The 21516-nt window shown below is 39.1% G+C and carries 17 protein-coding genes; 16 read left to right on the forward strand and 1 reads right to left on the reverse strand.

The features are described 5' to 3' along the window. Positions 1 to 463: 463 nt before the first annotated feature. The 8 genes from H8700_RS02500 (at position 464) to H8700_RS02535 (ending at position 9827) form a co-directional block, all read left to right on the forward strand. Positions 464 to 1627 (forward strand): iron-containing alcohol dehydrogenase, encoded by a 1164-nt coding sequence (locus tag H8700_RS02500; protein ID WP_022142138.1) that lies wholly within the window; start codon positions 464 to 466, stop codon positions 1625 to 1627. Between the two features lie 543 nt (positions 1628 to 2170). After that, positions 2171 to 3250, forward strand: a complete 1080-nt coding sequence (locus H8700_RS02505) for an ABC transporter substrate-binding protein (protein WP_249302826.1) — start codon at positions 2171 to 2173, stop codon at positions 3248 to 3250. A 183-nt stretch (positions 3251 to 3433) separates the two neighbouring features. Beyond that, complete coding sequence (locus H8700_RS02510) at positions 3434 to 3775, forward strand: P-II family nitrogen regulator (protein ID WP_022142140.1); 342 nt, start codon at positions 3434 to 3436, stop codon at positions 3773 to 3775. 20 nt (positions 3776 to 3795) lie between these two features. Further along, on the forward strand, positions 3796 to 4932 hold the full coding sequence (locus H8700_RS02515; RefSeq protein WP_022142141.1) for an ABC transporter ATP-binding protein: 1137 nt from the start codon (positions 3796 to 3798) through the stop codon (positions 4930 to 4932). Beyond that, entirely contained in the window at positions 4916 to 5833 is a 918-nt protein-coding gene (locus H8700_RS02520; protein WP_249302828.1) for an ABC transporter permease, read from the forward strand. The genes H8700_RS02515 and H8700_RS02520 overlap by 17 nt, the downstream gene beginning before the upstream one ends. Positions 5834 to 5836: 3 nt before the next feature. Next, entirely contained in the window at positions 5837 to 6664 is an 828-nt protein-coding gene (locus H8700_RS02525; protein ID WP_022142143.1) for an ABC transporter permease, read from the forward strand. A gap of 201 nt (positions 6665 to 6865) precedes the next feature. Beyond that, a complete protein-coding gene (locus H8700_RS02530; protein ID WP_249302830.1) occupies positions 6866 to 8017 on the forward strand; it encodes a tyramine oxidase subunit B in 1152 nt (383 codons plus the stop codon). Positions 8018 to 8558: 541 nt separating this feature from the next. Continuing rightward, complete coding sequence (locus H8700_RS02535) at positions 8559 to 9827, forward strand: MFS transporter (protein WP_249302832.1); 1269 nt, start codon at positions 8559 to 8561, stop codon at positions 9825 to 9827. Between the two features lie 172 nt (positions 9828 to 9999). On the opposite strand, the gene fliD is transcribed toward H8700_RS02535, so the two are convergent. Next, positions 10000 to 10614, reverse strand: a complete 615-nt coding sequence (gene fliD / locus H8700_RS02540; RefSeq protein WP_249302834.1) for a flagellar filament capping protein FliD — start codon at positions 10612 to 10614, stop codon at positions 10000 to 10002. Between the two features lie 788 nt (positions 10615 to 11402). On the opposite strand from fliD, the gene H8700_RS02545 reads away from it, so the two are divergent. The 8 genes from H8700_RS02545 to rsxC all read left to right on the forward strand — a co-directional run bounded on the left by H8700_RS02545 (position 11403) and on the right by rsxC (position 21507). Further along, positions 11403 to 12068 (forward strand): response regulator transcription factor, encoded by a 666-nt coding sequence (locus H8700_RS02545; protein ID WP_249302996.1) that lies wholly within the window; start codon positions 11403 to 11405, stop codon positions 12066 to 12068. Between the two features lie 332 nt (positions 12069 to 12400). Next, positions 12401 to 13417, forward strand: a complete 1017-nt coding sequence (locus tag H8700_RS02550; RefSeq protein WP_249302836.1) for a sensor histidine kinase — start codon at positions 12401 to 12403, stop codon at positions 13415 to 13417. A gap of 183 nt (positions 13418 to 13600) precedes the next feature. Beyond that, positions 13601 to 14368 (forward strand): ABC transporter ATP-binding protein, encoded by a 768-nt coding sequence (locus H8700_RS02555; RefSeq protein ID WP_022142149.1) that lies wholly within the window; start codon positions 13601 to 13603, stop codon positions 14366 to 14368. Next, a complete protein-coding gene (locus H8700_RS02560) occupies positions 14369 to 16384 on the forward strand; it encodes an ABC transporter permease (protein ID WP_249302839.1) in 2016 nt (671 codons plus the stop codon). It begins immediately after the preceding gene. 153 nt (positions 16385 to 16537) lie between these two features. Beyond that, positions 16538 to 18691, forward strand: coding sequence for a hypothetical protein (locus H8700_RS02565; protein ID WP_249302841.1), 2154 nt, complete (start codon positions 16538 to 16540; stop codon positions 18689 to 18691). Positions 18692 to 18802: 111 nt separating this feature from the next. Further along, positions 18803 to 19342 (forward strand): cysteine hydrolase family protein, encoded by a 540-nt coding sequence (locus H8700_RS02570; RefSeq protein ID WP_249302843.1) that lies wholly within the window; start codon positions 18803 to 18805, stop codon positions 19340 to 19342. 268 nt (positions 19343 to 19610) lie between these two features. Continuing rightward, a complete protein-coding gene (locus H8700_RS02575) occupies positions 19611 to 20000 on the forward strand; it encodes a hypothetical protein (RefSeq protein WP_249302845.1) in 390 nt (129 codons plus the stop codon). A gap of 184 nt (positions 20001 to 20184) precedes the next feature. After that, positions 20185 to 21507, forward strand: a complete 1323-nt coding sequence (rsxC, locus tag H8700_RS02580) for an electron transport complex subunit RsxC (protein WP_249302847.1) — start codon at positions 20185 to 20187, stop codon at positions 21505 to 21507. Positions 21508 to 21516: the final 9 nt, after the last annotated feature.

The raw sequence follows: 21516 nt of genomic DNA on the forward strand, positions 1-21516 counted from the left end.
TTTTGTTAGATGCTTTGAATGTTTTTTAACTTCTTCCTTTTGGCATGAAGCTTGACACAAATGCCCTTTCGTGATAAGGTTAAAAACATAAAAAGCAGGTCAATGTCGACAGCAGTCGGTAGTGATCTGCTTTTTTATAGAGCATAAAAGCTGCTCGTATAGCAGTGGTACACCAACAAGAATTGCTTTAGCAATTCTTGTAAAGTTTAATGTGTCATTAAACTTTTGACAAAGTGCTGGCTTTGCACTTTTTAAGAAAAAGGAAACTGCTCGTACAGTAGTGGTACACCAACAAGAATTGCTTTAGCAATTCTTGGAGTGCAAAGCGCTGGCTTTGCACTTTTTATGAAAAAGGAAACTGCTCGTACAGTAGTGGTACACCAACAAGAATTGCTTTAGCAATTCTTGGAGTGCAAAGCGCTGGCTTTGCACTTTTTATAACAAAAAGGAGGTACATAATATCATGCAGAATTTTAATTATTCAATTCCGACAAAGGTGGCATTTGGTGAAGGCACTTTGGAAAATCTTCCGAAGTTTGTAAAGGAGTATGGCAAGAAAGTACTGATCGTATATGGTGGCGGCAGCATTAAGCGAACCGGCTTATATGATAAAGTCGTTGCCTTGCTTAAAGAAAATGATATTGCATATGAGGAATTATCAGGCGTAGAGCCAAATCCACGTGTTACAACAGTAGAAAAAGGTGTTGCGATCTGCCGTGAAAAGGGTATTGATGTTGTACTTCCGATCGGTGGAGGCAGCACGATCGACTGTGCGAAAGGAATTGCGGCAGCTTATTATTATGATGGACCGGCATGGGACATTGTACTTAATAACAGTCTCGTGACAAATGCACTGCCGATCATTACGATCTTAACGTTAGCAGCAACCGGTTCGGAGATGGATTATTTTGCGGTTATTTCGAATGAAGAAGAGAAAGAGAAGTTAGATATTAACAGTGATTTGATCTATCCGAAATATTCGATTCTGGATCCGACATTGACCTATTCGGTACCGGCATATCAGACAGCTTCAGGAACAGCCGATATGATGTCGCATATTTTTGAAGTATATTTCAATGGTGTGAAGGATACATTTTTTCAGGATCGCATTATGGAAGCACTTTTAAAGACCTGTATCAAATATGGCCCAATCGCAGTGAAAGAACCTGACAATTATGATGCACGCGCAAATCTGATGTGGACCTCAAGCTGGGCGATCAACGGCTTTATTGCCTGTGGTAAGTCAGGAGCATGGCCATGTCATGCGATCGAGCATCAGCTTAGTGCATATTATGATGTAACACACGGTCATGGATTGGCGATCATCACTCCTTATGTCATGAAATATACATTAAATGATAAGACGGTTGATATGTATGTGACTTATGGAATCAATGTCTTTGGAATTGATCCGTCATTAGATCGTTATGAAATCGCTAATCAGGCGATAGAAAAGACAACACAGGTATTTCGTGATATGGGCTTAAAGCTTACGCTTCGCGATATCGGCATTACAGATAAGACATATTTTGAAGAAATGGCAGTAAAGGCTGCCAGAGGATGCGAAGGCAGCTTTGTGGAACTGACAAAAGATGACATTGTTGAAATCTTTAATCAGGCATTCTAGTATCCCGTTTAAATTGTTTTGTAATTATGCTGAAATCTATAAGATACAGATAGTCAGAAATTAAAAATATAGTGTTTGTAAATATTGTCACAAAATAATCTTAAAATCATAAAATAATATGACAATTTGGCGAAAGTGAGGAAAATGTTCAAAAAATTGTTGACACAAAAAATGAGAGGTGCTAAGATAGGCGTATCAAAAATCTGTGACACAAGTTGCAGATTACATATCGAAGCAAAAGGTCAATGAAGACAAGATGGATTCATTGACCTTTTTTGTTATGGAATAGGAAATTGCTCGTACAGTAGCGGTACACCAGCAAGAATTGCTTTAGCAATTCTTGGAGTGCAAAGCGCTGGCTTTGCACTTTTTTATTTGGAAAAGAAGGTCAAAGGAGACAAAAATGCAGGAGCTCTGAGAACCCTTCTTTTTTTATGAAATCAGCAAAATGCCTGCACAGCAGCAGGGGTTATTTGTATGACAGCTTTTTGCTATCGATATGGAAATAGTTATTCATGTTTTACATCAAAGGAGGGACAGCATATGAGAATGAAAAAATTATTAGCATTAGCAATGTCTGCAGTTATGGTTTTGGGAAGTCTGACAGGTTGTGGTTCATCAAAGAGCAGCAGTAGTGGAAAAGCAGACAGTATTAACATTTTAGTCTGGGAAGGTACCTGGTCAGAAGATGCATTTAAGGACTTTACGAAAAAGACTGGCATTAAGGTAAATGTAAGTTACATTGATAACACAGATACGATCATTTCAAAGTTAGTCGAAGGAAATGCCAATTATGATGTGATCGATCTGGAATCAGCATATGTTAAGACTTTTGTAGACAATGATCTGTTAGCTAAGTTGGATAATAAATCGTTGACAAATAAGAAAAATATTGCGGATGGTATTCCGGCAGCAACCGGTGATGAGAAGATGGAATATACTTGTCCTGATATGGCACCGGGTTACACAGGCATTGTATATAATAAGGAAACCTGTCCGATCAAAATTACAAAGTTCTCTGATCTTGCTGATCCAAAGCTGAAAGGTCAGGTTGCAATGGTCAACTCAACGATTTCACTTTACGGAGCAGCTTTAGAAGCACTGGGTTATAAAGCTTCATCTAAGAAAGAAAGTGAGGTCAAGGAAGCAAATGAATTGTTAAAGAGGATCAAGACGAATGTAAAAGCCTTCGTCGGTGAGAGTGCAGTATCACAGCTTGAAAACGGAGAGTGCAGTGTAGCTCTTTGCTGGGATTATATAACGCTCTGTAATGATAGTAAAGATAATTGGGATAAATTTGCTGTTGCAGATATTGATTCTGATTATGAGATGTTCTGTCAGTATTGGTCAGTACCGGCTTCTTCTGAAAAGAAATCTGCAGCCGAGAAATTTATCAATTATATGCTGGAACCGGATGCATTGGCAAAATGTTATAAGGAAAACGGTGGAGCTCCTCTGTTAAAAGCGGATGTGATCAAGTCATATCTGCCGGATGGATATTATGATAACCCGGCTATTGCGGAGTATGAAAAGCTTGAAAAGAAGAGTTGGTGTGTGGCAGTTGATGATGACCTGATCAGTTTGATGGATACCTATTATACAGAATTAATGGGCGAAGATTAAAAAGCTGCAAAGTCTGCAGGCACTGTAGGTAATGAGAAAAGTATAAAAGCAATACAACATGCCAAGCAAGTGCCGGTAGTAAAAGTATAAAGCAACATACAAAATATTAAGCTTGAGCCTGCAGTAAATAGTAATAAATACATTAAATCATAAAAGATATAGAAGGAATGGAGGAATATTATTATGAAAAAGATAGAGGTAGTAACAAGACCGGAGAAATTAGTCGGTTTAAAAGAAGTATTAGCAAGTCATAATTGTCAGGGTATGACAGTCACATCCGTTATGGGATGTGGCCGTCAGAAAGGTTATCTTCCGGAAATGAATTTTACAGGAGAAGACATTAATCTGCTTCCTAAGATCATGGTGTTTGTTGTGGTAGAAGATGAACAGACAGAAGAAATCTTAGCAGACATTTCAACAGCAGTTGGTACAGGAAAGAATGGTGATGGTAAAGTATTCGTTACGGATATTATTGATGCTATGCGTATCCGTACCAATGAACGTGGCTCTGATGCCATCAACTAGGAAGTTAGGAGATAATGCATATGAGTAAAACAATAGTATCATTAATGAATGTAGAAAAATGGTATGGAGATAACCATGTTGTAAAAAATATGAATGTCAATATTGCTGAAGGTGAATTTCTTACATTGCTTGGTCCATCCGGCTGTGGTAAGACAACAACACTTCGAATGATCTCAGGATTTGAACTTCCAACGATGGGAATGATCAAAGTACAGGGTGAAAGTGTAGAAAAGAAAGAACCATACCAGCGTGATGTTAATACGGTCTTTCAGAATTATGCTCTTTTTCCTAATATGAATGTCTTTGACAATGTAGCATATGGCTTAAAAGTTAAGAAAGTGCCAAAAGACGAAATCAAAGAAAGAGTATTACATATGCTGAAGTTAGTTCAGCTTGAAGGCTTTGAAAAAAGACGGATCACACAGATGTCCGGTGGTCAGAAACAGCGAGTTGCTATTGCCAGAGCATTGATCAACCGTCCTAAAGTGCTTTTGCTTGATGAACCTCTTGGAGCATTGGATCTAAAGCTTCGTAAGCAGATGCAGATTGAATTAAAACGATTACAAAAGAAGCTTGGCATTACTTTTGTATACGTCACACATGATCAGGAAGAAGCGTTGACCATGAGTGACCGTATTGCAATCATTAATCAGGGTGTTTTAGAGCAGATTGATACACCGATCAACATTTATCAGCATCCAAAGACAAAGTTTGTAGCAGGATTTATCGGAGAATCAAATATTTTAGATGCGATCGTTCTGGAAGATCATGATCATAAAGCAGTGATCGGTATGGAAGTTGGCCGTGGTACGGTAGAAGATCCCGATGACAGTCTGGCGGTCAATGATCCGGTATCTGTATCAGTCCGTCCGGAGAATATGCTTTTTTCGGAGACACCGATAGAAGGTTTTAACTTGAAAGGTGTAGTAAAAGAGCATATCTATGTTGGTAATATCATCAAAATGATGATCACTTTGAACGATGGAACGGAGATCAAAGTGAATCGTTTTCGTTCAGAAGATCTTGCGGATATCGGTAAAATGGTTTATCTATACTGGGAGCTTGATAAGGGTGTTGTGATCAAAGAGAAACATCTGGTCAATACAGATGCTGTCCGGGATATTGAAGGAGGGGTTGCCGATGACGAAGACGAATGAAGAGCAGCTGCTTGCAAAGCCTAACAAAAGAAAACGCAAGGATAAAAAATCCTTTAAAACCAGGCTTGCATCCATTATTATGTGTGGACCGATCTCAGTCTGGTCAGTACTTTTTATTATTCTTCCGATTATTCTTCTGGCATTTATGAGCTTTATGACAAAAGGACCGTTAGGAAGAGTCGTTTATAAGTTTACATTTGAAAATTATGCAGAAATGTTTAAACCGGTCTATTTTACAGTTATTAAGCAGTCTCTTATTATTGCACTATGGACAACGTTATTGACTGTTCTGCTTGGATATCCGCTTGCAGCATTTATTGCAAATGTAAAGAAGAAAACCTCAGGAATCTTAACAGTTCTTATGATGCTTCCTTTGTGGGTAAGCGGATTAGTCATTCTTTACAGTTTTGTCATTATGTTGAACAAGACCGGCGTGATCAATCAGTTTCTGCTTAATCTGCATTTGATTAAAAAGCCATTGAATCTTCTATATAATAACTTTGCGGTTATTGTAGGTATGATCTATATGTTTTTGCCGTTTGCAGTCCTGCCGATGTTTTCATCGATTGAGAAGTTGGATAAAGGATTGATCGAAGCATCGAAGGATCTTGGTGCAGGTCCGGTGAAAACTTTTATGAAAGTAACATTGCCATTAACCTCGCCCGGAATTTTTGCAGCCGTCATACTTACTTTCATTCCGTGTATTGGTTATTACATGGTAACGGATATGTTAGGCGGCGGTACGAATATGATGGTAGGTAATCTGATCTATCGTCAGTTTACAATCTCACGTAACTGGCCATTTGGTGCAGCGCTTGCCATGGTTCTGGCAATTGTGATCTTTCTGATGTTATTTATTTATACGAAACTTGGTGGCGATCTTGATGATTTGGGGGCATAGCTTATGGATAAAAGAAAATTAAAGAAAAAAACATTGTCCGTTATCTCAAAGTTATATGTAATCCTGATTTTTTTGTTCTTCTATGCACCGGTTGTTGTAATGGTAGTCTTTTCCTTTAATGACAGCCGTGCAAATGTGGTATGGCAAGGATTTACAACAAAATGGTACACAAAGCTGTTTCAGGACACGGAACTTTGGATGGTATTTGGTAAGACATTATTTATAGCTGTTGTTACAACGCTTCTGGGTGTCGTTGTCGGAACGATGGGAGCAGTCGGATTTATGAATGCGAAATTCAAAGGAAAAAAGCTGATCACAAATTCTATTTATTTTCCGATTGTTATTCCGGAGATCGTACTTGCGATCGCAACACTTTTGGTCTTTACACAGGGAGGAATCGACCTGAGTATGGGAACAATCATCATAGGTAATACAACGCTGGTCTTGCCTTATGTCTATATTACGATCAAAGCAAGACTGGTAGGAATGGACCCTTCCATCGAAGAAGCTTCTTTGGATCTCGGTGCCAATCGATTTTATACGTTCATGCATGTAACACTTCCGGCAATTGTTCCGGGTGTTATGTCCGGTGCATTTATGGCATTTTCACTGGCACTTGATGATCTGATCATTACAAGTTTTCTTGCAAATGCAGAGACAGCAACATTGCCAATGAAAGTATATTCGATGATCAAGAAAGGTGTATCGCCGGAGATCAATGCATTAACAACGATTATCTTTGGTGTCAGCATGGTTGCTATGCTTGCTTATCTGATCAAAGAACTGGTCAATATGATAACAATACGCCGAAAAAAAGCCCGTTCCATTTAAGGTTTAAGCAGCATTTCCGCCCGAGCTGTCGTTACGACCGGCTACATTCGCAATACGGGCAATTATGTGAAATAAATAAAAGTTATACTCATATGCAAAATATAAATATAATTGACAAAAAGCAAAGACGCAAGTTGGTAAGATCTGACTTGCGTCTTTATTGATACAGCTTTATGTTTTTGGAAAGGAGATATGATAAAGATGACAGATTCAAAAGTAGAATTTTTATATTTAAATGAAGAAGATATGTTAAAAGCCGGAGTTTTAGATGCCGGACGCTGTGTGGATACTATGGCAGAAGTTGTCAGTCTGCTGAGTAAAGGTGACTGTCTGATGGGAGGGCGCGGCCATAATGATCATGGCATTCAGTTGATCTTTCCAAAGAAATCCAAAATTGAAAACTTTCCTCTGGATGATTCAAGAGACCGCCGTTTTATGTCAATGCCTGCATATCTGGGTGGTAGATTTCATATGGCAGGTGAGAAATGGTATGGATCCAATGGACGTAATGCACAAAAAGGGCTTCCAAGATCTATTTTGATGGTAACGTTAAATGACATTGAAACAGGTCAGCCGCTTGCTTATATGTCAGCCAATCTGTTAAGTGCCATGCGGACCGGTGCGATGCCGGGATTGACTGCACAATATCTGGCAAAGAAAGACACGAAGGTAGTTTCTCTGTTAGGTCCGGGTGCTGTCAACAAGACCTGCTTTATGGCATATATGGCAAAGTTTCCTGAGATTGAAACGGTTAAGATCAAAGGCAGTTCGCCAACATCAAAAACCGCTCATGTGATGAAAGAATTTATTGAGAAGGAATATCCTTCTGTCAAAAATGTTGTTGTCTGTGCGGATTTGGAAGAAGCAATCAGGGATGCAGATATCATTAGCGAAGCTGTTTCTGTTCCACATGGGAAATGGCCTAAGATCAAGCCGGAATGGATCAAAGCGGGTTGTGTTGTTATTTCATCCGGCACAATGGATATAACAGATTTTGACTTTATGCGAGAAAAAATGACAAAAGTAGTTGATAATATTCATATGTATGAAGAATATATTCAGGTATATGAGGAACGTGACAAGGATGGCAGCCGTAAGCCATCAGGTACCCCCGGAATGTATTTTGTCAACATGATCGATGATGGTCTGATCGACCGCAAAGAAGTCTACCACCTCGGTGACATCGTGCGCGGCATTGCACCGGCGAGAGTCAGTGATGATCAGATTTTCTTAGTCAGTCTGGGCGGTATGCCAATCCTTGATGTGGGATGGGGATACGAATGCTACAAAAAGGCACAGGAACTCAACATCGGAACCAAACTCAAAGTCTGGGATACTCCATATCTGATCTGACCATATCCTTTCGACAGTATATTATTGTGTTTTATAAGGCGTCATGTTCATTTTGTAAATTTCGTATTTCTATTTTATTATTGCCTTTTGGGTTGACACGCCAGCTTGTTAGGATATCTGATTTTTTAGGCTTTTTTGCTGATTGGGCGTGGGTCATGACTATAGGGGCGACTCAGCCTGAGTAGCATTGTTGTTTGGGACACGCTCCCGCTTCGCAAAGCCACGTAGCGCACACATAGCACTTCAAAAAGCTGATCATCTTTTTGAAGCGCAAGTGGCGACGGCCTTTGAGATTCCCAAACAGCAATGTACATCAGACAGGTCTTGCCCCTATATTAGATGAGAGCGCCCATAATCATAGCAAAAAAGCCAAAAATCTTAGATATCCTTACAAGGTGAGACAGTGCCCCAAAAGGCAAAATAAATAGAAATACGAATATAGAGACCTTGAACATGACGCATCAATAAAAGAAAATACAGAGCTGGCGAAAGGAGAATGGATAGGGGATCGGATGTGGTGTAAGTGCAGGAAGGAGGGCGTATGCAGGTAGAGAGAATGTTGACGGTTAAGTATGCGGCTTTGCAAGGGGCGTATTGGTTTTTGGCAGCAGTAGGTCTGGCTTTTGTGACACCTCTTTTGGAGGGAAAAGGATATTCCGGTTTAGAGATCGGTTGTCTGAATGCCGTGAAGTATTTGTCTGTAATTGTTTTTCAAGTATGGCTGGCTGCTTTTTCGGATAAGCATGCTAAGACGATCCCATTGCAAAGGATCATGTTATTATTAGGCGGATTAGGGATTTTTGCGGCAGGACTGTTGTGGTGGATCGGAAGAAATTTCTGGGTAGCGGTTGTGATCTTTATTTTGTATGGTATGGCAGTCAATTGTCTTTCTGCGATCGTTGACTCTCTTTCAGTGCAATATATGAATCATGGGCGATGTATGAATTATACGGTATCAAGAGCGGTCGGTTCTGCGAGTTGGGCAGTTGCCTGTGTGCTGCTTGGTGTTTTTTCGGATTATTTTGGTGTCAATCAGATTTTACTGGTACAGATTGCAGCAACCGTTTTTTTTATGGTTATTGTATTATTGATGGATCCGGTTGATTTTTCGTGCGATACAAAGACGGATGGCAATGCACAGAATGCAAACAGATCTAACAGAGAAAATGATACGGTGCATAGTTCTCTTTATATTTTGAGAAATTTTCCAAAGTATGTTCTTTTTTTGCTTGGCTGTATGTTTGTCTTTATGGGATATAATCTGAATGCAACCTATATGATTGATATTATTCATCATGCCGGTGGAAATCATACGGCATTTGGAATTGGCGAATTTGTGCTTGCAGCATCAGAAGTTCCGTTTGCATTGGTCTTTGTTTATGTAAGAAGAAAGATATCGGTAGATAAGATGATGGTAGTCTGTGCACTCTTTTGTACATTGCGTGCAGCAGCGACAACCTTTGCACCCGGTGTTGCCCTGATCATTTTGTCACAGGGGTTTGAAATACTCGGACTCAGTATTTTTTATGCGGCAAGTGTTTATTTTGTAATGGAAAATCTGCCGGATTCCGATGTGATCAAAGGCGTATCTTTTATCAATGTAGCATCTGTCGGCGTCGGTCAGATGATAGGATCGGTTCTTTGCGGAATCATTAAATCAACATTTGGCTTATGGAATCTGCTTTATATCAGTATTGCGGTATCGTTTGTCGGTGTGCTGATCATGATAGGGATGGTGAAAGCACCAATCCATAGAAAACAGAATGAAATTTGTATGAATGATTCCTATACGGTTTTACAGGAAAAATAAAATGATAAAAAGTGTTGGATATTGTTCTTGAAGATAAAATAAAAAAAGAATAGGCATAGGAACACCAAATCGTTATAATTGAATCATTGTAACACAATTGAACGAATGAAAGGAGTATTCTTATGCCTGCTATTGATTATTTCTCGAAACTGCTTCAGTTGTAGATGCAATTTTAAGCTCTGATATTGATAGAAGTAGGAGAAACAATTTCAGGATCAGCTAACAGACTTGTAAAAGCCTGTGTATTATTTTGAATGGAAGAAGCAGAAGAATTCTTCTCCATGGATGTATTCTTTGAGTTGACAAGGGCTTTTGCGGAGCGTTGAATACGTGCGGCATAATCCATAACTGATTTTGTGATCGTATTATCACCGGATAAAACTTTACCAACCTTTGCCGGACTGCATGATACTAACTTTGTCTTATCGACTTCTAATTTACCGGAAGATTTGATGGAAATTCCGATATCTTCTAAATCACTTGAGTTATCCTTGATCACTTTTTTTAATCGTTTCCAATACTTTGACATGGTAGGATCTTTATCAGCATTCTCTGACAGATTATTGTATGTATCTACGAATGCTTTTACGTTATTATAGATCGATACACCATTGTCGCTGTTGTATTCCATGTCTTTTAATGTCTTTGCAACTTTCTTGATCGCAGCTGAATCAGCAGATGCAAGCTCCGAAGATTTCATATTTACTCTATTATAAGATTTGCGTGCTAATCTGTTTGAAGAATAATAATTACGCAATAAATAATCATAATTTGTAATCGTACTCATAAGCAACCTCGTTTCTTATTTTACTGTATTTTCACTGTATTAATTATATCTTTCCGTGTATCATGAAGCACACATTTCCTGTCTGTTTGCTGATACATACTCCATTTTCCATTATCCTACTAAAGTTATCGGCAAAAAATGATCAAATCTTAACAATCCTCCATTGCCAAATCTTTATTGCATGGTTTATAATTCACCTAATCAGAGTCGATAAAAGCATTTTTCTGCTCCTGAGACATATCTGATATTCACAAAGTTTTGTCTTCAAGCATCCTATACAAAATATTCTAATTCCTATTTCTGTTTCTTTTGCATTTTGAAGCACTGTATCGCCACATAAGAATATCGAAGATTTTTGTGCTTTTTGCTCTGACTATGGGCGCTCTCATCTGATATAGGGGCAGGACCTGTCTGATGTACATTGTTGTTTGGGAATCTCTAAGCCCGTCGCCACTTGCGTTGCAAAAAGAGTAATACGCTTTTTGCAACGCTATGTGTGCGCTACGTGGCTTTGCGAAGCGGAAGCGTGTCCCAAACAACAATGCTACTCAGGCTGAGTCGCCCCTATAGTTATGACCCGCGCCCAATCAGCAAAAAGCATACAAAAATCAGATATTCTAATGTGCCGTCGTGTCTTTTCAAAATGCAAAAAAGAAACAGAAACAGGAAATCATACTTTTTGGAATAGGATGCTTGAGAAGACAAAACTTTGTGAACAGTCACTTATAGTCAGAAGCAGAAAAATGCTTTTGAGAGGATAGGAGGGGAAAAGATTGCAATATACGGTAATGATCGTAGAAGATGATGAGGTGATCGCAGAGATGGTCAAGGGCAGCCTGGAACGATGGAACTATGAAGTGGCGATTGCATCGGATCTAAAAAATGTCGCCAGTCAGGTAGAGAGGCAAAAGCCGGATCTGATCTTATTAGACATCAATCTACCATTTTATAATGGATTTTACTGGTGTAAAGAAATCAGGACATTTTCCAAAGTGCCGATCATTTTTTTGTCATCTGCAGATGATAATATGAACATTGTCATGGCGATGGATATGGGTGGAGATGATTTTATTGCCAAGCCTTTTGACAGCAGCGTATTGACAGCAAAAGTCAATGCAATGATGCGGCGAAGTTATGCGTACAGGGGCAGTGTGGAAATATTACGTGCCGGAGAAGTGAGTCTGAATCTGGCAGATGCAGCATTGCATTATCAGGAACAGCAGCTTGAGCTGACGAAGAACGAATTTAAGATTATGAAAATGCTTATGGAGAATGCAGGCAGTCTGGTCAGTCGTGACCGTTTGATCGCAAGGCTGTGGGATGATGGCGATTTTATTGATGATAATACGCTGACAGTCAATGTGACACGGATCCGTAAGAAACTAAAAAGCATGGGTGTAGAAGATTTTATCCAGACGAAAAAAGGAATCGGCTATAAAGTAAAAGAGTGTTAAAAAGCAAAATGAAAGAAGTTATAGATTAAAAAGAATATAAAAAGCGAATTCCCCAAAGTTATGTAGAATAAAAGTATTCAAAGGCTTAAAGAGAGCATTTCAAAAAAGCCATGCAGAATAAAAGTATTCAAAGGCTTAAAGAGTGAATTCCGGAAAACTATGTAGAATCAAAACTTTCACAGGCTTAAAGGATGAAATCAAAGAAGCTATGGATTTGAAAGAATATAAAAAGCGAATTCTTCAAAGTCATATGAAATCAAAATTTTCGAAAACTGAAAGAGCAGGAACAAAGAAAGCTTTTCTAAGGATAATAAAAAAGGAGAACGAAAAGAATGAAACAATGTTTTTTAGGATATATGCATGATCATTTGTGGAGAAACCTTACATTGGTATTTGGTTTGTGCCTGATGGGACTGATCATGGTATTGTATCAGATTCCGAAGCAGACGATCCTGTATTGTCTGGAATTTGCACTTGCGATCATATTTTGTTCTATGCTTGTAGAATACTATAGATATTATAAAAGTTTTTGTGCACGCAGGAATCTGCTACAATCGATACCATATAATACGGATGAGGAACTGCCACGGTCGATCAATTATATGGAAGAAGAGTATCGCGAGATCATACGTCAGCTTTTTAAGGAAAAGAAAGAAGATCTGGATCGGAAAGAAGCCTCATATCAGGAGCTGAAAGATTATATTATGATGTGGGCACATCAGATCAAAACACCGATCACAGGACTAAAACTTTTGCTTGATCAGGAAGAGAAGCGGGTTGAGCATGAAGAAGATGTAAAGAAACTTCGTCAAATGAAAGAAGAACTTTTTTCGATTGAAGATTATGTCGGAATGAATCTTGAATATATCCGGCTTGACAGTCTGAATGCCGATCTGTCGGTAGAAGAGTGTCACCTGGAGACTTTAGTGAAAAAAGAAGTTATGCACTTTTCACAGATGTTTATTGCACGACAATTGTCAATTCAGATGGAAAATCTGGATCATATTGTGATTTCAGATTCCAAATGGCTTGCCTTTGTGTTAGATCAGATCTTATCGAATGCATTAAAATATACCAAAAAAGGCGGCATTTGCATTTCGGCAAAGGAGCAGGATAAAAATGTGTACCTTATGATACAGGATACCGGAATCGGTATTGCAAAAGAAGATCTGCCGCGTATTTTTGAAAAAGCATTTACCGGTTTTAATGGTCATGTGGATCACAAAGCGACCGGAATCGGTTTATATCTGTCAAAGCAGATCCTTGACCGGTTAGGACATAGGATCAAAATTACATCACAGGTTGGAAAAGGAACCTGTGTTACATTGTGCTTCCTTACAAAAATGTAAGAAATCAAAAAGAAATGTAAGCCGGAACAAAGGCAAAGCATTTCTTTTTTTGTTATGATACATACAGCTTGAACGATAAGAATTTTTAATATGACCGGAATATCAAAGGAAGGTTGTTAAAATGCCTCAAACAGTCCTTTGTGATTCCGTTATCGGGAAAAATAGAAAGAAAAGAGGACAATTATGGCTTTTTTAGAAGTAAAAAATGTAAAGAAAGTATATACAACAAGATTTGGCACTAATAAAGTGGAAGCACTAAAGAATGTGAATTTTACAGCAGAAAAGGGGGAATACCTTGCAATTATGGGTGAGAGCGGAAGCGGTAAGACAACGCTTCTGAATGTTCTTGCATCGATTGATAAAGCGAGCAGCGGAAAGATCATCCTGAATGGAAAAGAGATGGATACGATCAAAGATAAAGAACTTGCACAATTCCGCAGGGAACATCTTGGATTCGTCTTTCAGGATTTTAATCTGTTAGACAGCTTTACACTTGGTGAAAATATCTGTCTGCCACTTGTGCTTGCAGGGAAAAAGTATCCGCAGATCGAACCACAGCTTCAGGAAGTGGCACGCAAAGTCAATATCACAGAGCTGTTAGGAAAGTATCCGTATGAAGTGTCAGGGGGACAAAAGCAGCGTGCGGCAGTATGCAGGGCAATCATTACCAGGCCGGAGCTGATCCTTGCCGACGAGCCGACAGGAGCCTTGGACTCAAGATCTTCAAATGAGCTTTTGGATGCATTTGAAAACATTCATCAAAGTGGGCAGACGATCGTGATGGTCACACATTCTACAGCGGCAGCAGCAAGAGCGGGCAGGGTTCTTTTCATCAAAGATGGTGAGATCTATCATCAGATTTATCGCGGAGATATGACAAATGACATGATGTATAAAAAGATTTCCGATACATTGACACTTTTGCTTGAACAGAATGGGAGGGAGATCTAAATGAAAAATGGATTATACCGTAAACTTGCATGGAATAATATCCGCAAAAATCAAAGTACATTTTTGCCGTTTGGAATTGTCGCTTCCTGTGTGGTCGCAGTATTTTATATGATCTTTTCCATATCGGCACAATCGGATGCTGTCTATCAGGGACAGCAGTCCATGGAAATGATATTGAAGTTTGGTACGATCGTGGTAGGAATTGTAGCAGCCGTGATCTTGTTATATACGAACCGTTTTGTAATGAAGCAGAGAACAAAAGAATTTGGATTGTATAATATTCTTGGATTGGAAAAAAAGCATATTGCAAAAGTAATCTTCTGGGAGACTGCGATCGTCGGGCTTGGCAGCATTTTGATCGGTCTTTTGGCTGGAATGCTTTTTTCGAAATTACTCTTTTTGATCTTTATTAATATGCTTGGGTTGAAATCGAAAATTCCCTTTCGGATCTCCTATCAGGTATTGGCAGTCAGCATTGGTATATTTGCACTTATTTTTGCAATAAATATGTTTTTTAACGATCTTCGCATTGCTCGGTTAAAACCGGTAGAAATGCTTCGGGAGTCAGCCGCAGGAGAGAAAGAACCAAAAGCAAAATGGGTGATTGCATTGCTTGGCGTAGTGATGGTCGCAGCAGGATATTATATTTCGGTGACTACCGAGAATCCGATGAAAGCTCTGAATTTGTTTTTTGTTGCCGTGCTTTTGGTCATTCTCGGAACCTATTGTCTTTTTATGGCAGGCAGTATCGCATTTTTAAAGCTGTTAAAAAAGAATAAGAAGTTTTATTATCATAAGACACATTTTGTAAATGTTTCGGGAATGCTTTTTCGAATGAAGCAAAATGCAATGGGACTTGCAAGTATTTGCATTTTATCAACAATCGTTATTGTAACTTTGTCAACAACGATATCTCTTTTTGTCGGAATTGATGATGAAAGAAGAGTGCGCTATCCGAAAGATGTGGATATCAGAGTCGTTGCCGATGAAAAAGTCAAAGATGAAAAAATGGTACAGCAGTTAGAACAAAGAGGAGAACGGGCGAGAGAGGCAGCACTTCGTTTAGCGGCGAAGCAGAAAGTAAAGATAAAAGCGGAAGAAGTGTATACCGTTTATGAGGCATCGCTTTTTTGGAAAAACAATCGTTTTTATATGGATCAAAGTTATGATTTGGATACATTAGTCAATGTATCGGTTATGACAGTCAGGGATTATAATGCCGTTACGAAGACGAAATATAAAGCGACAAAAGGAAAATATATCGTTCTGACTAATAAAGATACCATATTGTATGGTGATGATCTGCAGATCGGAGAACAGACTTTTGCCTGTAAGCAAAAAGGATTGATATATCTTAAGCGTTTTGCGGATAATTACAGCCAGCAATTATTTATTCTTGTTCCCGATACAAAGGATATGCTGACGTTACAGCATGCCTTTGAAGGTTTAGCCAAGCCTTTGATGTATTCCGGTATGAAACGGAAAGTTACCTTTGATCTGTCAGGAAGTAAAAAAGCCAAAACAGTCTATGGAAGTAAGATAGGCGACTGGATGGAGACAGAAAAAGTAGAAGGGATTTCTTTGATCGAAGACTATTATACAACATTACAGACAGCACTAAACTTGTATGCAAGTGTATTTTTTATCGGTATCTTTATCGGCATTATCTTTTTGGGTGCAACTGTCCTGATCATTTATTATAAGCAGGTCAGCGAAGGTTATGAAGATCGTAAGAATTTTCGGATCATGGCAAAGATCGGCTTATCAAATCAGGAGATCAATCAAATGATACGAAGCCAGATCCGTCTGGTGTTCCTGCTTCCATTACTCGTTGCGGGAATGCATATCTGTTTTGCATATCCTATCATCCGGAAGATCATGGCAATGATGAACCTGACGAACGAAAAACTTTTCGTAATGGCAACTGTCGGTACGTGCTTTGTCTTTGCCGGTGTGTATCTGATCGTATACAAACTGACATCGCGTGTATATTACCGTCTGGTTGGAACACGTTAACATTTATTTTGGAAAACCTGCTTGCAAAGAAAACAGTAACATTATATAGTAAGAAAAGATGGCAGATCAAAATGATCATTCATTACGATCATTAGAAAAAAGGATGGAACATAAGGATCAAAAAATATTAGAAATGCAAGTAAGGAGTTTGTGATGAGGATAAATGGAAAGAAAGTAATAGCACTTGCGATTACCATAGTTATGCTTTGTTTGCAACCGGCACAGAGTTTGTCAGGTACGCATGTAGAAGCAGAGTCGCGACAGCAATATGTGGCACGCCTGAAACAATTTGACAGTGTGAAAGCATTGGAAAAAGCAGGCTATGAACCGGTTTGCGATCAGGATGGGAACACTGCTGATCTGAATCAGGGAACAGGAAAGAAAGCGGTATATTTAGGCTATGTCAAGACAAAGAATCCCGAAGAAGCGATTACAGACATCGCGGTGCTGGATATGAAAGGCGATTATATCTTTAATGACTATAAAGAGATCTTAAAGACACAAAAGACAGAGATACGTGCACAACTAAATGATTTTAAAACGGCTGTCAGCGAGTTTCGAAACAATTATAACCGCAAGACAAAAATGGCAGAATATGCCTATAGCCTTCTTGATTATTATGTGGATGGAAAAGAAGGTGATGTTTATGCAGGACAGGGAGAATATAAGGATAGTGGAAGAAAAATGTCGGATCTTTTTACAGACGAAACCCTTTCAGATAAAAAGCTGGAAAAGATCCTGTTACAGTCTAATGATACGATGCTTCGTAATATTGATACCTATCTTGCACTGGCTACGGTATCAGATTCGGGAGAACGTCTTTTGAAAAAGGCTTCTAAGATCAAGAAGAAAAATATTGCATATAAGAAAGTTAAAAAGAAAGCACAGGTGTTAGTCGAGTATATTCCAAAATTGCAGGAAGAACTTGCTGCTTATACGGATGATCCACTCGAAAATGTGATGGATCAGAATGAATTGCAAAACAAGTTAAATGATTATGACCAGGATGAACAGCCCGGATATTTAGCTTCTATGACATTGTATCTGTTATTGAATCAATATTCCTACGGCAGTTCTACCTTAGCACAGCTTGTGCTTGAAGAAGAACCGACCTGGCGTGATATGGCTGCGCTGGCTTCCTGTATGACAGATGCGCAGGTTACCTTGGCAGAATATATCGGACTTGGTCAGATGTTAATGCTTTCGGCAGTTAACTGTAAGCAATGGCAGAAAGCAACAAGGGACACTTCATATGTAGATCATATGAACAGAGCCAAAGAACAGGTTTGTCTGCGGTTGGAAAAAGAAAAAAATCTTACGGCAGGCAGAGCAAAAAAAGCAGTAAGCAGTCTTTCGGTCTATGAAGGAGCAGAACGTGCCATTTATGAAGACGGAGTCGGATTGACGAATGCAGCATTACGAAAAAATGTTTCGACAGATGATTCGGTGGCTGCCTGGGAAAATATCAGTAATGTAACAGAAGGAACGCTTCTGGCGACTGCAGGCACGGTTTTGCTGGTAGGAATTACAACATCGGCTGTTTTGCAAAATGTAGGCGTAGGCTATCCGGCTGAACTATATCGGACTTTAGTAAATAAGGTGATCGAATGGAATCAGGGAAGTTTGCAGTCATCTTATAAGAAAATGCTTGCAATGACCCCTGTACTATCCGTGGAGGAATCATCTGCTTTTCTGGATGTATTATCCACTTATATCGGATTACAAAAATACAAAAAATATCATGCAAAACTAAGTAAGATCCCGATGGTGATCATGGATTACACACAGGGAAAAAGCGGAAGAAATAAAACATTTTCAAAATATACGGCTGTAACTACCGATAAGAGTGAAAAGAAAGCCGCAGATATGAATGCACAAAAAGGGTTGCAATGGAATGCGATCTATACGACAAAAGATGCAAAAGCAGGTAATCCGATCTTAGCAGACAGTGATACTGCTCAAAATCTCATTGTGATCCATGGAACCGGCAAAGCCGAAAAGCCTTATGAGAATGTACATGCATTTGGTGAGGAAGAAGCATTTGATATGAATAAGCATGCATATAAAAACGGGACCGGTGGAAATTATATGCATATCACAAGAGCATCCCAGTCTGCGGAAATGCTGCTGAGTAATAAAGGAAATGCCACACAGAGCAGTTCGAAAGAAAACCTGATGAGTGGAAAAACACCGGCATTTATCATAGCAGGTATTGTTATAGTGGGTGCGGTTATAATGACTTTTGTCTTGACAACGGGACAGAAAAAAGACAGGAAAGAAGATGCAGACGAACAGGATAGGGATTAAAAGCAAAAGTGATTTGCAAACAAAATACGGATAAAAACAATTTGCAAGCCCGTTATCATGATCAATGAAATGAATATAAGAAGTGCATAAAAATGGAATGGAGAAAAAGATATGAACAGAGCTTTGATTATAGTAGACATGCAAGTGGATTTTGTTACCGGATCATTAGGCACAAAAGAAGCTGAAAGAATCGTTCCTGCAGTTGTAAAAAAGATTGAAACAGAAAAAGAAAACGGAGCACAGATCATTTTTACAAAAGATACACATGAAACGAATTATCTGCAAACACAGGAAGGACGAAAACTTCCGGTGAAACATTGTATCCGGCAGACAGAAGGATGGCAGATCATACCGGAACTGAAAGCCTATACAAGTGATGCAAAGATCATCGAAAAACCGACTTTCGGTTCTGTAGAACTTGCAAAGGAGCTGGTGAATGCAGATCAGATAACATTGATCGGCTTATGTACGGATATTTGTGTCATATCCAATGCATTGCTGTTAAAGGCGTATTATCCTGAAAAAATGATTCAGGTGGATGTTTCCTGCTGTGCGGGTGTAACACCGCAGTCTCACGAAAATGCAGTTTCGGCAATGAAAATGTGTCAGATCGATATCATTGGAGAACAGAACAAAAAGGGTGAAGTGTGATAGCGTGTATACTTTATTTTCGAAAGCGAAAATGTGATTTTCTTTTTTAGAAATTATTTATAAAAATGAGAACTTTATTTAATAAAATATGGTAAATGCTTATAAAAAAAGTATTCCTTTACGGACATTTTCGTGTTATAATTCAGTTGTTATCAAGTTACGAAGGTAACAAGATATACCCCTCAAACCCCTCTCCTCTTCAAAGTGGTCACACGATGAAGAGGATATTTTTATATTTGGAGGACGAAAGGGATAAAATTTTCGACTTTTGAAAAAACAAAAATCATACAAAAAAGGTGGAGTGCAAAGCGCTGGCTTTGCACTTTTTCATGGAATAAGAAATTGCTCGTACAGTGGTGGTACACCAACAAGAATTGCTTTAGCAATTCTTGGAGTGCAAAGCGCTGGCTTTGCACTTTTTCATGGAATAAGAAATTGCTCGTACAGTGGTGGTACACCAACAAGAATTGCTTTAGCAATTCTTGGAGTGCAAAGCGCTGGCTTTGCACTTTTTCATGGAATAAGAAATTGCTCGTACAGTGGTGGTACACCAACAAGAATTGCTTTAGCAATTCTTGGAGTGCAAAGCGCTGGCTTTGCACTTTTTAATTTAAAAATTCATGACATTAATAAGGAAAAAGAACGTTTCTATGGTTAGCAAGAGCTATCGACAGGGAACGTTCTTTTTAGTTGACTTTTTTAATACAAATGATACAATAAAACAAGGAATATGAAGTATATTATTGGTGAAAATGTGTAAAAAGCCTAAATAATGTACCTCGGTTCTACATATAAGTTTATGTAGTGTCATAAACTAAAAAAATAAAGAAAGGGGAACCGGAATGAGTGAAGCAACGTTTCGCGGGGGAGTCCATCCCTACGAAGGAAAAGAATTGTCAAGCGACTTACCTATTAAGACGGTGATGCCTACAGGAGAAATGGTATTTCCTATGGGACAGCACATTGGTGCACCTGCTACACCGATCGTAGCAAAGGGTGACAAGGTATTAGTTGGACAAAAAATTGGCGAAGCCAGTGGTTTTATTTCTGCAAATATTTGCAGCTCGGTTTCTGGAACAGTTAAGGCGGTAGAGCCTAGAATGCTTTTGAATGGATCAAAAGCAACATGTGTAGTAGTTGAAAATGATGGACAGTACACAGGAATTGAAGGTCTTGGAGAAGATCGTGATTACACGAAACTTTCTAATGATGAGATCCGTGATATTGTCAAAGAAGCCGGAGTCGTTGGAATGGGAGGTGCTGGTTTTCCTACTAATGTAAAGTTAGCACCAAAGGAGCCGGATAAGATTGATTATATCTTAGTCAACGGTGCGGAATGCGAACCATACCTGACATCCGATTATCGTCAGATGTTAGAATGTCCGGAAGAAATTGTAGGCGGCTTAAAAGTTATCTTAAAACTTTTTGATAAAGCAAAAGGTTTGATCTGTATTGAAGATAATAAGCCGGAAGCAATTGCCAAGATGGAAAAGATGGTTCAGAACGAGAACAGAATTGAAGTGAAAGTATTAAAGACAAAATATCCACAGGGTGGTGAGCGTACATTGATTTCTGCTGCAACAGGCAGAAAGATCTATTCTGCTAAACTGCCTGCAGATGCAGGGTGTATTGTAGATAATATTTCCACGGTAATTGCAATCTATCGTGCCGTATGCAAGTGTACACCATTGATCACGAGAGTCATGACTCTAACCGGAGATGCATTTGAAAAACCGGTTAATGTCAATGTTCGTATCGGATGTTGTCATGCAGATCTGGTAGCAGAAGGAGGCGGTTTTAAGCAGGAACCTGCCAAGATCATTTCAGGCGGTCCTATGATGGGATTTGCAATGTTTGATCTGAATGTACCTGTTACAAAGACATCATCTTCTATCCTTGCCATGACAACAGATGAAGTAGCTTTAAATGAGCCTACACCATGTATCCGCTGTGGCCGTTGTGTATCAGCCTGTCCGGGCAACCTTGTACCACAGAAGATGGCACAGGCAGTTTCACATAATGACTATGATACGTTTGTATCTTTAAACGGTATGGAATGCTATGAATGCGGAAGCTGTACGTATGCCTGTCCTGCTAAACGCCCGCTTACACAGCTCTTTAAGCAGGCACGTCAGCATGTGGCAGCACAGAGAAGAAAGAAATAGGAGGTGTAA

The sequence above is a fragment of the Jutongia hominis genome (genome assembly GCF_014384965.1).
Taxonomy (GTDB): domain Bacteria; phylum Bacillota; class Clostridia; order Lachnospirales; family Lachnospiraceae; genus Butyribacter; species Butyribacter hominis.

Bases quoted from the DNA above. Each gene is read 5' to 3' on its own strand.
- H8700_RS02500 (WP_022142138.1), top strand. From the start codon at position 464: ATGCAGAATTTTAATTATTCAATTCCGACAAAGGTGGCATTTGGTGAA.
- H8700_RS02505 (WP_249302826.1), top strand. From the start codon at position 2,171: ATGAGAATGAAAAAATTATTAGCATTAGCAATGTCTGCAGTTATGGTT.
- H8700_RS02510 (WP_022142140.1), top strand. From the start codon at position 3,434: ATGAAAAAGATAGAGGTAGTAACAAGACCGGAGAAATTAGTCGGTTTA.
- H8700_RS02515 (WP_022142141.1), top strand. From the start codon at position 3,796: ATGAGTAAAACAATAGTATCATTAATGAATGTAGAAAAATGGTATGGA.
- H8700_RS02520 (WP_249302828.1), top strand. From the start codon at position 4,916: ATGACGAAGACGAATGAAGAGCAGCTGCTTGCAAAGCCTAACAAAAGA.
- H8700_RS02525 (WP_022142143.1), top strand. From the start codon at position 5,837: ATGGATAAAAGAAAATTAAAGAAAAAAACATTGTCCGTTATCTCAAAG.
- H8700_RS02530 (WP_249302830.1), top strand. From the start codon at position 6,866: ATGACAGATTCAAAAGTAGAATTTTTATATTTAAATGAAGAAGATATG.
- H8700_RS02535 (WP_249302832.1), top strand. From the start codon at position 8,559: ATGCAGGTAGAGAGAATGTTGACGGTTAAGTATGCGGCTTTGCAAGGG.
- fliD (WP_249302834.1), bottom strand. From the start codon at position 10,614: ATGAGTACGATTACAAATTATGATTATTTATTGCGTAATTATTATTCT.
- H8700_RS02545 (WP_249302996.1), top strand. From the start codon at position 11,403: ATGATCGTAGAAGATGATGAGGTGATCGCAGAGATGGTCAAGGGCAGC.
- H8700_RS02550 (WP_249302836.1), top strand. From the start codon at position 12,401: ATGAAACAATGTTTTTTAGGATATATGCATGATCATTTGTGGAGAAAC.
- H8700_RS02555 (WP_022142149.1), top strand. From the start codon at position 13,601: ATGGCTTTTTTAGAAGTAAAAAATGTAAAGAAAGTATATACAACAAGA.
- H8700_RS02560 (WP_249302839.1), top strand. From the start codon at position 14,369: ATGAAAAATGGATTATACCGTAAACTTGCATGGAATAATATCCGCAAA.
- H8700_RS02565 (WP_249302841.1), top strand. From the start codon at position 16,538: ATGAGGATAAATGGAAAGAAAGTAATAGCACTTGCGATTACCATAGTT.
- H8700_RS02570 (WP_249302843.1), top strand. From the start codon at position 18,803: ATGAACAGAGCTTTGATTATAGTAGACATGCAAGTGGATTTTGTTACC.
- rsxC (WP_249302847.1), top strand. From the start codon at position 20,185: ATGAGTGAAGCAACGTTTCGCGGGGGAGTCCATCCCTACGAAGGAAAA.